We start from the raw sequence: 13,916 nt of genomic DNA, 5'->3' as shown, positions 1-13,916 counted from the left end.
GATCGCCGGACGGACCTTGCAAGCGTGACTATCGCACATGCCGTGGGTTAAGAAAAGCGGATTATAATTTCCCACATCGCCCGTGTTTACGGTCACAAACGGGTTCCAGGACCCGCATCAAGAGAGTTCAGTTTTGGCAACTATCCCCAGCCGCCAGCGCGGCTTCCTGCTTCCGCTCCTGGCCATCGCGGCCGCCGTCATCGTCCTGCTCATCGCCGGCGTCGCCGGGTACGTCGTGTTCCGTGTGCTGCCCAATGTGCCCGCGCTCGATGCCGTCACCGACTACCGGCCCAAGATTCCGCTGCGTGTCTATACGGCAGACAACGTCCTCATCGGCGAGTTCGGCGAAGAGCACCGCGATTTCGTTCCGATCAACAAGATCCCCGACCTGATGAAGAAATCGCTGCTCGCGATCGAGGACGCCCGCTTCTACGAGCACGGCGCCATCGACTGGAAGCGCGCGATGGGTGCGGTCGGGTCGAACCTGCGCGGCGGCTTCGGGTCCGGCGGCGCGTCGACGATCACGATGCAGGTCGCCCGCAACTTCTTCCTGTCGCGCGAAAAGCGCCTGACGCGCAAGATCAACGAGATCGCGCTCGCGTACAAGATCGAGACCGCGCTGTCGAAGGACGAGATCCTCGAGCTGTACATGAACCAGATCTACCTGGGCCAGCGTGCATACGGTTTCTCGAGCGCCGCGCACATCTACTTCAACAAGACGCTCGACCAGCTCTCGGTCGCCGAAATGGCGATGCTCGCAGGCCTGCCGCAGAATCCGGCACGCCACAATCCGGTCGCGAATCCGAAGCGGGCGCGCGAGCGCCAGCACGCGGTGCTGGGCCGCATGCGCGCGCTGAACTACATCACGGAAGAGCAATACCAGAAGGCACTCGCGGAACCGCTGCGCGTGAACCAGCGCGGCGTGCAGGATTTCGGCACGCACGCGGAATACGTCGCCGAACTCGCGCGCCAGGCCGTGTACAGCCAGTTCAAGGAAGACGCGTACACGAAGGGCATCAAGGTCTACACGACGATCCTGAAGCCCGAGCAGGACGCCGCGTACGCGTCCGTGCGCCGCAACGTGCTGACCTACGACCAGCGCCACGGCTGGCGCGGGCCGGAAGACCGCATGGAACTGCCGGCCGACCCGACGGAACGCGAGGACGCCATCAGCGAGACGCTGGGCAAGCGTCCCGTCAGCGACGGCCTGATCCCGGCCGTCGTGCTGTCGGCGACGTCGAAAACGGTGCGCGTCGAGACGGTCGACGGCGATATGGTCGACCTCACGGGCGCCGGTCTGAAATTCGCCCAGGCCGGCCTGTCGTCCAGCGCCAAGGAAGGCATGCGCCTGACGCCGGGCGCCATCATCCGCGTGGCGAAAGATGCGAAGGACCACTGGAGCGTCACGCAGGTGCCGCAGGTGGCGGCGGCCTTCGTCGCCATCGACGCGGACACGGGCGCCTACCACGCGATGGTCGGCGGCTTCGATTACAACTTCCAGAAGTTCAACCACGTGACGCAGGCGTGGCGCCAGCCCGGGTCCGGCATGAAGCCGTTCATCTATTCGGCCGCGATCGACAAGGGGTATTCGCCGGGCACGCGCATCCTCGACGCGCCGCTCGACATGCCGGGCGAGGACGCGGGCAAGACCTGGTCGCCGCAGAACGACGACGGCAAGTGGGACGGCCCGATCACGCTGCGCCGCGCGCTGGCCGAATCGAAGAACGTGCCGTCGGTGCGCCTGCTGCGCGCGATCACGGTGCCGTATGCGCATGAATTCATCGGCAAGTTCGGCTTCGACCTGTCGCGCCAGCCGTCGAACTATACGCTGGCGCTGGGGACGGGCGCCGCGACGCCGCTGCAGATGGCCGGTGCGTACGCCGTCTTCGCCAACGGCGGCTATCGCGTGCAGCCTTACCTGATCGCCCGCATCGAGGATGCCGACGGCAAGATCATCCAGCAGACCAAGGCCGCGCCCGAGCACACGGACGAGCAGCGCGTGCTCGACCCGCGCAACGCCTTCATCACCGACAGCATGCTGCGCGACGTGACCCGCTACGGCACCGGCGCTGAAGCGACGAAGGCTCTCGGCCGTACCGACATCGCGGGCAAGACGGGTACGACAAGCGATGCGATGGACGGCTGGTTCTCGGGCTATGGCGGCAATGTCGTCGCCGTCGCGTGGATGGGCTACGACGATCCGAAATCGCTGGGCGGCCGCGAATTCGGCGCCACCGTCGCGCTGCCGATCTGGATCGACTACATGCGCGTGGCGCTCGCGAAGAAACCGCAGCAGGAAGAGCGTGCGCAGCCGGAGGGCGTCGTGCGCGAGAACGACGATTGGGTGTATGCCGAATTCGCCGAGACGCCGACGTTGAGCGGCATCGACCTCGACCAGGCTCCGGATGCGAACGCCGTACAGCCGGCCGACGGCACGGAGCCGCCGCCGGCGCAACAGACGCAACCGAGGACCCAGCAACAGCAGCCGTCGAACACGCTGTTCTGACCGATCACCGTCGTTCCCACGGAGGCGCCCCCCCAAGTTCAGCGCCGCCGCAACGCACGCGAGATTCGCTCCCCGCCTCGCGGGGACGACATGGAGGGCCGCCGCGTGCGGCCCGTTTTCATTGGCGGAGCGTGTATCGAATTGCCACGGATCGAACAGATCGTGCGCCTAGTCCTACGTGTCGGTACGGGCTGATCCTATTTCGGACGAGCATGCGTGCCCCCATGATGGCGACACTTTTACAACAGGAGTCAATGATGAAAAAGTACCAAGCCCTTCTGATCGGCGGCCTGATGGCCATGAGCCTGGCCGCATGCAGCTCGACCGCCACCACCAGCAGCGACGCGAGCGGCAGCTCGTCGGCTGGCGCCACGTCCAGCAGCGCGGGCACGGGCGACTCGGCCACCAACGCGACAGCGACGGGTACCGCGAACTCGCTCCCGCCCACGACCTCCGCCGGCGGCAGCGGCAACTCGGACGCCACCGGCCAGGGCATCAACACTCAGGGCACCACGGCCCGGGGCAACAACGGCCGCTGACCGTCCGCCTCACAGTCCGGCCCGTCCGCGGCCGGACGACCGGCTTTCAGACTGTGCGCCCAATCCTACAGGGCGTCACGTAGCCATCCTATTCTGAACGGCCCCGCCGCACCGCATGATGTCCGCGTTCATCCATCACGGGAGTGCGACATGAAAACGTATCGAGGTATCCTGCTCGGCGGCCTGCTGGCCCTGGGCCTGGCGGCATGCAGCTCCACCGGCAGCAACAGCAGCGGCAGCTCGGCGTCCGGCGCGACGTCCAGCGGCAGCACCAACGAAGGCGCCCAGGGCGCGGGCGCCGTGGGCGCGATGCCGGCGGGGACCGCCACCTCCGGTTCGTCGGGCACGTCGTCCGGCACCGGCACCTCGGGCACGACGGGCACCGGCACGTCGAGCTCCAACACGTCGGGCACCGGCGTGCGCTGAACCCGCCGCCAACGTCCCCGCCTCAGGGCAGGCGGGACGTTGTTCGTCTATAATTGACGCTCGTCCTGGCGAACATAATAGCAAGCGTCAATGCCCTTCGACCTCTCCAAGCACCTTCCCAAACCCGGAACCCGTTTCGCCCTGCCCCAGCTGCACGGCTCGGCCGATGCCTATGCGCTCGCCGTCGCCGCCCGCGCGCTGAAAGCCAGGAAGCAGATGTTGACCGTAATCGTCGCGAACGCCAGCGACGGCCAGCGCCTGCTCGACGAAATCCCGTGGTTCGCGGAAGGCAAGGTGTCGTGCCACCTGCTGCCGGATTGGGAGACGCTGCCGTACGATGCGTTTTCGCCGCACCAGGACCTCGTGTCCGAGCGCCTCGCGACCCTGCACGAAGTCCGCAACGGCCAGTGCGACGTGCTCGTCGTGCCCGCGACGACCGCGCTCGTGCGCCTGGCACCGCCGTCCTTCCTCGCCGCGTACACCTTCTTCTTCCGCCAGGGCGAACACCTGGACGAGGCGAAGCTCAAGGCCCAGCTGACGCTCGCCGGCTACACCCACGTCACGCAGGTGATGTCGCCCGGCGAATACTCGGTGCGGGGCGGCCTGATCGACTTGTTCCCGATGGGTTCCGCCCTGCCGTACCGCCTCGACCTGTTCGGCGACGAGATCGAGACGATCCGCACCTTCGACGCCGACACCCAGCGCTCGCTGTACCCCGTCAAGGAAGTGCGCCTGCTCCCGGGCCGCGAATTCCCGATGGACGAGCAATCCCGCACCGCGTTCCGCGGCCGCTGGCGCGAGCGCTTCGAAGGCGATCCTTCCCGGCAGACGATTTACCGCGACATCGGCAACGGCATCGCGTCGGCCGGCATCGAATACTATCTGCCGCTGTTCTTCGACCAGACGGCCACGCTGTTCGACTACCTGCCGGCGGAGACGAGCCTCGCCCTCGTCGGCGACATCGAGGCCGCCATCCAGCGCTTCTGGCTCGACACGGAATCGCGCTACAAATTCCTGAAAAGCGACCGCGATCGACCGATCCTGGAACCGAAGGAGATCTTCCTCGGCGCCGAGGATTTCTTCGTGCAGGCGAAACCGCACGGACGCTGGGCCATCGCGCGCGACGCCTCGGCGCAGGCTCCCGGCACTGCTGGAAACCTGCCATCCGAACTGTCGGCACCGATCCCCGACATCGCCGTCAACCGCCGCCTCGACGACCCGCTCGCGAACCTGCGTTCGTTCCTGATGCAGGCGGCCGGCAAGCGCGTGATGATCTGCGCGGAGTCCGCCGGCCGCCGCGAGACCTTGCAGCAGTACTTCAACGAGTACAAGCTTGATCTCGCGCTGGTCGAAGGGTTCGACGGCTTGCGCGCGTCCGATGCGCGGGTCGTGCTGGGCGTCGCCCCGCTGCAGGCCGGCTTCGAACTGATGGAGGAAGGTGCCGGCCACCTCGTCTTCATCACCGAGACCGAGCTGTACGCGGGCACGGGCCGGCGCGCCGGCAAGAAGAAGCAGGAAGCCGGCTCGCAAGTCGAGTCGATGGTGCGCGACCTGTCCGAGCTGAAAATCGGCGACCCGGTCGTGCACATCAACCACGGCATCGGCCGCTATATGGGCTTGATGAGCATGGACCTGGGCGAAGGCGAGACGGAATTCCTGCACCTCGAATACGCCAAGGAGACCAAGCTCTACGTGCCGGTCTCGCAGCTGCACGTGATCTCGCGCTATTCCGGCGCGTCGCCCGAAGACGCGCCGTTGCACACGCTCGGCTCCGGCCAGTGGGACAAGGCGAAGAAAAAAGCGGCGGAACAGGTGCGCGACACGGCGGCCGAGCTCCTGAACCTGTATGCCCGCCGCGCCGCGCGCCAGGGCCACGCGTTCGAATATTCCGCCGTCGACTACGAGAACTTCGCCCAGAGCTTCGGCTTCGACGAGACGCCGGACCAGCGCGCCGCCATCGCGGCCGTCATCCAGGACATGACGTCGGGCCGGCCGATGGACCGCCTCGTGTGCGGCGACGTCGGCTTCGGCAAGACGGAAGTCGCGCTGCGCGCCGCGTTCATCGCCGTCATGGGCGGCAAGCAGGTCGCGATCCTCGCGCCCACGACCCTGCTCGCCGAGCAGCATGCGCAGACGTTCTCCGACCGCTTCGCCGACTGGCCCGTGCGCATCGCGGAACTGTCGCGCTTCCGCACCGGCAAGGAGATCAATAACGCGATCAAGGGCATGGCCGACGGCACCGTGGACATCGTCATCGGCACCCATAAACTGCTGTCGCCGGACGTGAAGTTCACGCGCCTGGGGCTCGTCATCATCGACGAGGAACACCGCTTCGGCGTGCGCCAGAAGGAAGCGCTGAAGGCCCTGCGGGCGGAAGTCGACGTGCTGACCTTGACCGCCACGCCGATCCCGCGCACCCTGGGCATGGCGCTGGAAGGCCTGCGCGACTTTTCCGTCATCGCGACGGCGCCGCAGAAGCGCCTCGCGATCAAGACGTTCGTGCGCAGCGAGGACGGTTCGATCATCCGCGAAGCCTGCCTGCGCGAGCTGAAACGGGGCGGCCAGATCTACTTCCTGCACAACGAGGTCGAGACCATCGAGAACCGCCTCGCCATGCTGCGCGAGCTGCTGCCGGAAGCGCGCATCGCCGTCGCGCATGGCCAGATGCACGAGCGCGACTTGGAAAAAGTCATGCGCGATTTCGTGGCGCAGCGCTACAACATCCTGCTGTGCACGACGATCATCGAGACCGGCATCGACGTGCCGACGGCGAACACGATCATCATGCACCGCGCCGACAAGTTCGGCCTGGCGCAGCTGCACCAGCTGCGCGGCCGCGTCGGCCGGTCGCATCACCAGGCCTATGCCTACCTGCTCGTGAACGACATGCTCGGACTGTCGAAACAGGCGCAGCGCCGCCTCGACGCGATCCAGCAGATGGAAGAACTGGGCAGCGGGTTCTACCTCGCCATGCACGACCTGGAGATCCGCGGCGCCGGCGAGGTACTGGGCGAAAACCAGTCGGGCGAGATGCTGGAAATCGGCTTCCAACTGTATTCCGACATGCTGAACGAGGCCGTGAAGGCGCTAAAGGCCGGCCGCGAGCCGGACATGAGCGCGCCGCTGTCGTCGACCACCGAGATCAACCTGCACGTGCCCGCCCTGCTCCCGGCCGACTTCTGCGGCGACGTGCACGAACGCCTGTCGATCTACAAGCGCCTCGCGAACTGCGAGGAGCAGAGCCGCATCGACGACATGCAGGAAGAGCTGATCGACCGCTTCGGCAAGCTGCCCGATGCCGTGAAGGCGCTGATCGAGACGCACCGCCTGCGCATCGCGGCGAAGTCGGTCGGCATCGTCAAGATCGACGCGCACGCGGAAAGCGCCAGCCTGCAATTCATGGAAAAGCCGCCCATCGACCCGATCAAGATCATCACGCTCATCCAGAAGAACCGCCACATCAAGCTGGCCGGCCAGGACAAGCTGCGCATCACGTCCAACATGCCGGACCTGGCCGCGCGCGTGAACCAGGTCAAGCAGACCATCAAACAACTCCTCGCTTAAACAGAACGCCGAATCCATCATGTCCAAGAAGCTCGTACTCCAGGGGCCGCAGGCCGACCAGGCCGCGCTCGCGCGCATCGCCCAACTCGCCCGACCCGCACGCACCACCGAACTCGACGCGCACGCGCTGCGCTGCGACGGATTCGACTTTACGCCCGAACTGAAAGCGGCCGTCGAGACCGCGGCGTATGCGGCCGGCATCGACGCGACGTTCGTCGACGAAAGCCTCGCGCTGGCCGACTTCAAACTGGTCGCGATGGACATGGATTCGACGCTGATCACCATCGAGTGCATCGACGAGATCGCGGACATGCAGGGCCTCAAGCCCCAGGTGTCGGCGATCACGGAAGCGGCGATGCGCGGCGAGCTGGATTTCTCGGAAAGCCTCGCGCGCCGCGTCGCGCTGCTGGAAGGCTTGCCCACAATCGCGCTGGAGCGCGTCTACGAAGAACGCCTGCGCATCTCGCCGGGCGGCGAAGCGATGCTGCAGGGCGTGCAGGCGGCCGGCCTCAAGACGCTGCTCGTGTCGGGCGGGTTTACGTTCTTCACCGAGCGCCTCAAGACCCGTCTGGGCCTCGACTACACGCACGCCAACGTGCTGGAAGCGGCCGGTGGCGTGTTGACCGGCAAAGTCGTCGGCGGCATCGTCGACGCCGAGGAAAAGAAGCGCACGGTGGAACGCGTATGCGCCGAACTGGGCATCGCGACGACGCAGGCCATCGTCATGGGCGACGGCGCCAACGACCTCAAGATGATGGGCGTGTCCGGCCTGTCGGTGGCGTTCCGCGCCAAGCCCGTCGTGCGCGCCCAGGCCGACGTCGCGCTGAATTTCACGGGGCTGGACGGCCTGCTGACGATCCTGGCCTGACAGCCGAAAGCGGGTGTAGAATTAACGTACGGCAATCAAAAGGAAATCATGATGACTGTTTCCTCCGTGACGTCGACGGCATCCTCCCCCGCCTACGCGAACCCGCCGGCGACCGCACCGACGCCGCAGACGAGCGTCACGATGTCCTCGCTGTCCGCGGAGGCGGGCATCGTCGCGACCTTGGGACGCGCCACGCCCGAATTCCAGACGTATGACGCGACCGGCCTCCTGAACCAGGTTGCGCAGGCGAGCATGGCGGCCGCGGGCGCCGCGCCGGCCGGCCAGGCCACGTCTATAGATCCGGCCGCGGCCGCATCCCCGGCCTCCGCCACGTCGGTAGCGGCCGCGGTCCCGGGCGACTGGGGCACGATCCTGAAATCCAATCCCGCACTCACGAGCGTCGCGGTCGCCGACGCCGTCGCGCAAGACATCGTCAACACGATCGACGTGTACGCGTGACCGGTCGGCGCGGTGCGCCGCGCTGGCCATCCCTCAGGCAACATTGTGACATTCCGCGTATATACATATTCGGAATTCTCATACTCATTTATGCCTTTTGCGATGTCGATAACTCCGCCATGGTGTCTAGAATAGCCGCATTCCGTCTATTCCAACAAGCAAGATTGCTTTGTACGCATCAATTTCACAACAGTATAGACAGGTGACGATTGTGAATACGGCAGAGCGGTCGTTACACTGGGGCACGCCCGGCCGGCACCAAATCGGTGCGGCCGTGTTTGCACAACAACAACCATCGAGAGAATCAGGATGACACAACACCGCGCCGTACCCGTCTTCACCCGCACCTTGCTCGCTTCCTCGCTGTTCCTCGCTTTCGCTCCCGCCTGGTCTCAAGAGACGCCCGCCGATCCGCCCGCCGCCGCGCAAACCGCCACCGCGCCGGCCCAACCCGCCGCCGACTCCGGCATGGCATCCGTCGTCGTGCTCGGCTCGCGCTCGACCGCGCGCACGGCACTGGACTCGGCCGCTCCGGTCGGCCTGATCAGCGGCAAGGACATGGCGATGGCCGGCCCCGTCGAACTGGGCAAGCTGCTGCAGACGCTGGACCCGTCCTTCAACTTCTCGACCACGTTCATCAGCGACGGCACGGACATCATCCGCCCCGCCACCCTGCGCTCGCTGGGCCCGGACCAGTTGCTCGTGCTCGTGAACGGCAAGCGCCGCCACCAGCAGGCGCTCGTCAACGTGCAGCAGACGATCGGCCGCGGCTCGGCCGGTACGGACATCAACGCGATCCCGATGTCGGCCATCCAGCGCATCGAAGTGCTGCGCGACGGCGCCGCGGCGCAGTACGGCTCGGACGCCATCGCCGGCGTGATCAACATCGTCCTCAAGAACCAGACCAATGAAACGCAGCTGTCCGGCACCGTCGGCGGCACGACGGAAGGCGGCGGCGAACTGCGCCAGGGCAGCGTCAACAAGGGCTGGACGATCGGCGACGGCGGCTACGTCAACCTGACGGCCGAAGCCCGCTACCGCGGCGAGACCAACCGCGCCGGCGTGGACACGCTGCGCGTCAACCCGCCGCGCGTCACGCAGCGCATCGGCGACAGCCTCGCGAAGGACCAGTACTTCTGGTGGAACTCGGCCATTCCCGTCGCCAGCGACGGCGAAGTCTATGTGTTCGGCGGCGTGTCGCACCGCACGGGCGATTCGTCCGGCTTCTACCGCTCCGCCGGCGACGGCCGCAACGTGCCGGCCGTCTATCCGAACGGCTTCCTGCCGAACATCCGCACGACCGTCAAGGACGCGTCGCTGGCCGTCGGCTACCGCCGCGACCTGGCGAACGATTGGAAGGTGGACTTCTCCGTCAACCACGGCCGCAGCGAGCTCGATTTCCACGAAAAACAGACGATCAACGTCAGCTACTGGTACGAACCGAAACCGGGCGGCGGCATCTACGCCGAGTCGCCGCTGGAAGCCGACACCGGCAAGCTGAAATTCAAGCAGACGACGTTCAACGCCGACCTGCGCGGCCCGCTGGACGTCTTCGGCCGCAACGTCAACTTCGCGACCGGTTTCGAATGGCGCCGCGACGGCTATGCGATCGACGCCGGCGATCCGGTCTCGTACCAGTACGGCCGCACCAACAACCCGGCCATCGTGATCAAGGACCAGACGGGCGGCGCGGCCGCATCCGGCACGCAGGGCTTCCCCGGCTACACGCCCGGCACCGCCGTCGACGACGCGCGCCACAACATCGCGCTGTACGCCGACGTCGAACACAACATCACGCCGCAGCTGCTGATCGGCGCCGCCGCGCGCTGGGAACGATACTCGGACTTCGGCAGCACGACGACCGGCAAGCTGTCGCTGCGCTACGATCCGTCCCGCCAGGTGGGCTTCCGCGGCACCCTGTCGACGGGCTTCCGCGCGCCGAGCGTGCAGCAGAAGTTCTACAGCTCCGTGTCGACGAACCTGAACGCGGCCGGCGTGCTGACCGAGACGCTGACGGCACGCGAAGGCAGCGCCGTCACGAAGGCCTTCGGCATCCCGAACCTGAAGGAAGAGACGTCGAAGAACGGCAGCGTGGGCATCGTGCTGCGCCCGGTCTCGAACTTCTCGGTGACGGCCGACCTGTGGCGCATCGACATCGACAACCGCATCGTGTTCTCGTCGAACATCGCGCCGGAATCCGGCCCGTGCCCGACCGCGGCCGCGTGCCCGATCAAGGCGATCCTCGACCCGCTGAAAGTCGGCCAGGCGCAGTTCTTCACGAACGCGATCGACACCGAAACGAAAGGTCTGGACATCGTCGCCGAGCACACCACGCGCTGGCCGGGTTCGACCCTCGTGCTGTCCGCGCAGCTGGACTTCAACCGCACGTCGGTGACGGGCCGGCATTCGGATTCGCCGGTGCTGACGGGCACCCAGCTGTTCGACGATTCGCAGGTGACCTTGATCGAACGCGGCCAGCCGCGCCAGCACCACGTCGTGGCGGCCGACCTCACGCACGGCCAATGGAACGGCAACGTGCGCGCCAACTACTATGGCGAAGTGCAGGGCCAGGGCTTCACCGCCCCGTTCGTCCAGACCTGGGACGCCAAGTGGATCGTGGACGCCACCGTGCGCTACAGCTTCTCCAAGTCGACCAGCCTGACCGTCGGTTCGAACAACATCTTCAACACGTTCCCGACCAAGTGGGACCCGGTCAAGGCCGCGCCGTTCCCGCAGCTGGGCTTCACGTACTGCTGGGAGACCTGCCCGTTCGGCATCAACGGCCGTTCGTGGTCGGCCCGCCTGGACGTCGCGCTGTGATGTGAAAGGAAACAACCCGCGCGCTCGGCGCGCGGGGCAAGCCGTCAGTACGGCCCGCGGATGAAGTCGTGCACGTGGGCGCGATACACGCCGGCGAGCTTCTCGTGGAGTTCGGCCGGCAGCGGCGCCACAAGCGCCGCGTCCACGTTCGCACGCACCTGGTCCGGGCGGCTCGCGCCCGGAATCACCACCGACACCTGCGGGTGGTCCAGAATCCAGCGCAACGCCATCTGCGCCATCGTCATCCCGGCAGGGACCCATGCCGCGACCTGCTCGGCGGCAGCGATGCCGCGCTCCAGTTCCAGGCCAGCGAACGTCTCGCCCACGTTGAACATGGCGCCGTCGCGGTTGAAGTGACGGTGATCGTCGTCGCGGAACGTCGTCGCCCGCGTGATCTTCCCGCCCAGCAGGCCGCTCGCCAGCGGCAGCCGCACGATGATGCCGACCCGTTTCTCCGCCGCGCGCGGGAACAGCTCCTCGGCCGGCTTCTGACGGAAGATGTTGAAGATGACTTGCAGCGACGCCAGCCCGTCCTGCTGCAGGCAGATCAGGCCTTCCTCGACGGATTCCACGCTGGCGCCCCAGCGCTTGATCAGCCCTTCCTGCTGCAGTTCGCGCAGCCAGTCGAACACGTGGCCCTGGCGCAGCACGCTGGTGGGCACGCAATGCAGCTGCGTGAGGTCCAGCGCATCCACCTGCAAACGCTCGAGCGAGCGCTGCGTCGCTTCGCGCAGCGACGCGCGCGTGTAGCCGTCCGGGTAGATGCCGGCGCGTCCTAGCTTGGTCGCGACGACGATGCCGGTGTCCTGCCGTCCGGCGAGGAAGCGGCCGATCGAGCGCTCGCTGGCGCCGTCGCCGTAGACGTCGGCCGTGTCGATAAACCGCACGCCGGCATCAAACGCCGTCCGCAAGGTCTCCTGCGCGATGGCGTCGTTCCAGTCGTTGCCCCAGCCGCCGCCCAGCTGCCAGCATCCCAGGCCGATCTCCGGCACCGTCAGGCCGTCCGGGCCCAGTTGTCGTCGTTGCATAGTCTTCCTCGGTGGTCGTTTTGGTCGAGCCGCTACTCTACCCCAGCACCGGAATCCATGCCGGACCCATCACAGCGGCACCGGCGGCTCGGCATCGGCCGGCCGCCGCCGCGCGGCCAGGCTGGCGCTCGTCGCCGCCCCGATCGACGACGCGACGATCAGCGCGATCGCGAGCCATTGCGCGCCGTCGAGATGCTCGTCCAGCAGCACGAGACCCATCAGTGCGCCGATCGCGGGTTCCGCGCTGAGCAAGGTGCTGAAGGTATTGGCCGGCAGGCGGCGCAGCGCGACCATCTCCAGCGAGTACGGGATCGCGCTGGACAGCACGGCGACCGCGAGGCCGAACCACAGCACGGACGGCGTCAGCAGCGCCGCGCCCGCGTGCGCGACACCTACCGGACCCGCGATCAGCGCGCCCAGCAACGTGCCCCAGCTCGACGCCGCCGGCCCGTAGGCGGCGCTGGCGCGCTTGCCGGCCAGGATGTACACGGCCCAGCAGGCGCCCGCGATCAATGCGAAGGCGATGCCGCGCCAGTCGACGGGCGCGCCGTCCCGCAGCGGCAGCAGCAGCGCGAGGCCGGCGCAGGCGACGGCGATCCAGACGAAGTCCAGGCGCCGGCGCGACGTCGCCACGGCCACGACGAGCGGCCCGGTGAACTCGACGGCGATGGCGATCCCCAGCGGCACGTACGCGAGCGCCGTGTAGAAACTGAGGTTCATCGCGCCGAGCGACAGACCGTACTGCAGCAGCGCGCGCCCGTCGCCGCGCACGCCGACGCGCCAGGGGCGGAACACGATGGCGAGGATCACGGCGGCGATCGTGAGCCGCATCGCGGTGGCGCCGGACGCGCCGACGACGGGGAACAAGTGCTTGGCGAGCGAGGCGCCCGTCGTCAGCGAGACGAGGGACCCGAGGAGGGCCGCGTACGGTACCCAGGCGGACAAACCGGCAGGCGCCGCGCGCGATGGCGTTGGAGAAGACATCGAAAGCGTATGTGAAGCGAAACCCGACACGATATCATCAAACCGGCCGCATCCGCAGGCGCCGGCCCGGGCCGGCACCGGCGCGGCCATGTTCCACAAAGTGAACAGGTGTAACAGCCTGTAAATCACCGGGCGCGCGCCCGCCGAATCCGTATAGTGTGCAGGTGAGGAGAACCGCCATGAAACAGCTCGCCATTATCGCTTCGCTCGCTGCAGCCCTCAGCGGCTGCGCCACGTATTACCCGGCGCCGGCCAACTACGGCACGCGCGCCTATACCCAACCCGACGCCAACGGCTGGCAGGTCGTCTCGGTGAGGCCGGTCGCACCGGGCACCGGCGCGGCCGCCGCCGCGTCGGGCGATGCGGGCCGCGTGACCTATTCCCCGGCGCCGACCACGGTCGTCACGCAACCGGTGTACGTGGCGCCTCCGGTCTACGCGCCCGCGCCGATCTACGCGCCGTATGCGCCCGTGTACGCCGACCCGTACTGGTATCCGCCGGTCTCGATCGGCCTCGGCTTCAGCTGGAGCCACTGGAGCGGCGGCCATCACGGCTGGGGCGGCCGCGGCTACTGGCGCGGTCATCGCTGACCTTTCGGCGACCACGCATCGATCAAAGGCTGCGCTTCGGCGCGGCCTTTTTTTATGCGCCCTACCCGTCCTGCCTGACGCTTTCCTTACGGATTTGCACGAATGACGCATGTTGCATCGCGTCACATCAAT

The 13,916-nt window shown here is 67.1% G+C and carries 10 protein-coding genes; 8 read left to right on the top strand and 2 right to left on the bottom strand.

Annotation, left to right across the window (positions count from 1 at the left end):
- The first annotated feature begins 133 nt into the window (after nt 1-133).
- The 7 genes from BVG12_RS32950 (at nt 134) to BVG12_RS32920 (ending at nt 11,182) form a co-directional block, all read left to right on the top strand.
- Complete coding sequence (locus tag BVG12_RS32950; protein ID WP_075796096.1) at nt 134-2,506, top strand: penicillin-binding protein 1A; 2,373 nt, start codon at nt 134-136, stop codon at nt 2,504-2,506.
- Between the two features lie 257 nt (nt 2,507-2,763).
- On the top strand, nt 2,764-3,045 hold the full coding sequence (locus tag BVG12_RS32945; RefSeq protein ID WP_075796095.1) for a hypothetical protein: 282 nt from the start codon (nt 2,764-2,766) through the stop codon (nt 3,043-3,045).
- Between the two features lie 150 nt (nt 3,046-3,195).
- Nucleotides 3,196-3,471: a hypothetical protein gene (locus BVG12_RS32940; protein ID WP_075796094.1), complete on the top strand. Its 276-nt coding sequence runs from the start codon at nt 3,196-3,198 to the stop codon at nt 3,469-3,471.
- Between the two features lie 90 nt (nt 3,472-3,561).
- Nucleotides 3,562-7,035: a transcription-repair coupling factor gene (gene mfd / locus BVG12_RS32935; RefSeq protein WP_075796093.1), complete on the top strand. Its 3,474-nt coding sequence runs from the start codon at nt 3,562-3,564 to the stop codon at nt 7,033-7,035.
- A 19-nt stretch (nt 7,036-7,054) separates the two neighbouring features.
- Nucleotides 7,055-7,903: a phosphoserine phosphatase SerB gene (gene serB, locus BVG12_RS32930; RefSeq protein ID WP_075796092.1), complete on the top strand. Its 849-nt coding sequence runs from the start codon at nt 7,055-7,057 to the stop codon at nt 7,901-7,903.
- A 48-nt stretch (nt 7,904-7,951) separates the two neighbouring features.
- Nucleotides 7,952-8,362, top strand: coding sequence for a hypothetical protein (locus BVG12_RS32925; RefSeq protein ID WP_156895805.1), 411 nt, complete (start codon nt 7,952-7,954; stop codon nt 8,360-8,362).
- A 309-nt stretch (nt 8,363-8,671) separates the two neighbouring features.
- Nucleotides 8,672-11,182, top strand: a complete 2,511-nt coding sequence (locus BVG12_RS32920) for a TonB-dependent receptor plug domain-containing protein (protein WP_075796090.1) — start codon at nt 8,672-8,674, stop codon at nt 11,180-11,182.
- Nucleotides 11,183-11,226: 44 nt separating this feature from the next.
- On the opposite strand, the gene BVG12_RS32915 is transcribed toward BVG12_RS32920, so the two are convergent.
- A complete protein-coding gene (locus BVG12_RS32915) occupies nt 11,227-12,210 on the bottom strand; it encodes an aldo/keto reductase (protein WP_075796089.1) in 984 nt (327 codons plus the stop codon).
- 69 nt (nt 12,211-12,279) lie between these two features.
- The gene (locus BVG12_RS32910; protein WP_075796088.1) at nt 12,280-13,194 is read right to left on the bottom strand and encodes an EamA family transporter; all 915 of its coding nucleotides are present in this window, start codon (nt 13,192-13,194) and stop codon (nt 12,280-12,282) included.
- 179 nt (nt 13,195-13,373) lie between these two features.
- Here BVG12_RS32910 and BVG12_RS32905 point away from each other — a divergent pair, with 179 nt between their 5' ends.
- A complete protein-coding gene (locus BVG12_RS32905) occupies nt 13,374-13,784 on the top strand; it encodes a hypothetical protein (RefSeq protein WP_075796087.1) in 411 nt (136 codons plus the stop codon).
- The last annotated feature ends 132 nt before the right edge of the window (nt 13,785-13,916 follow it).

This window comes from Massilia putida (assembly GCF_001941825.1).
In the GTDB taxonomy this organism is placed as follows: Bacteria; Pseudomonadota; Gammaproteobacteria; order Burkholderiales; family Burkholderiaceae_D; genus Telluria; species Telluria putida.
Note: the sequence above shows the minus strand (reverse complement) of the source record. Positions and strands in the feature narration are given on the sequence as shown.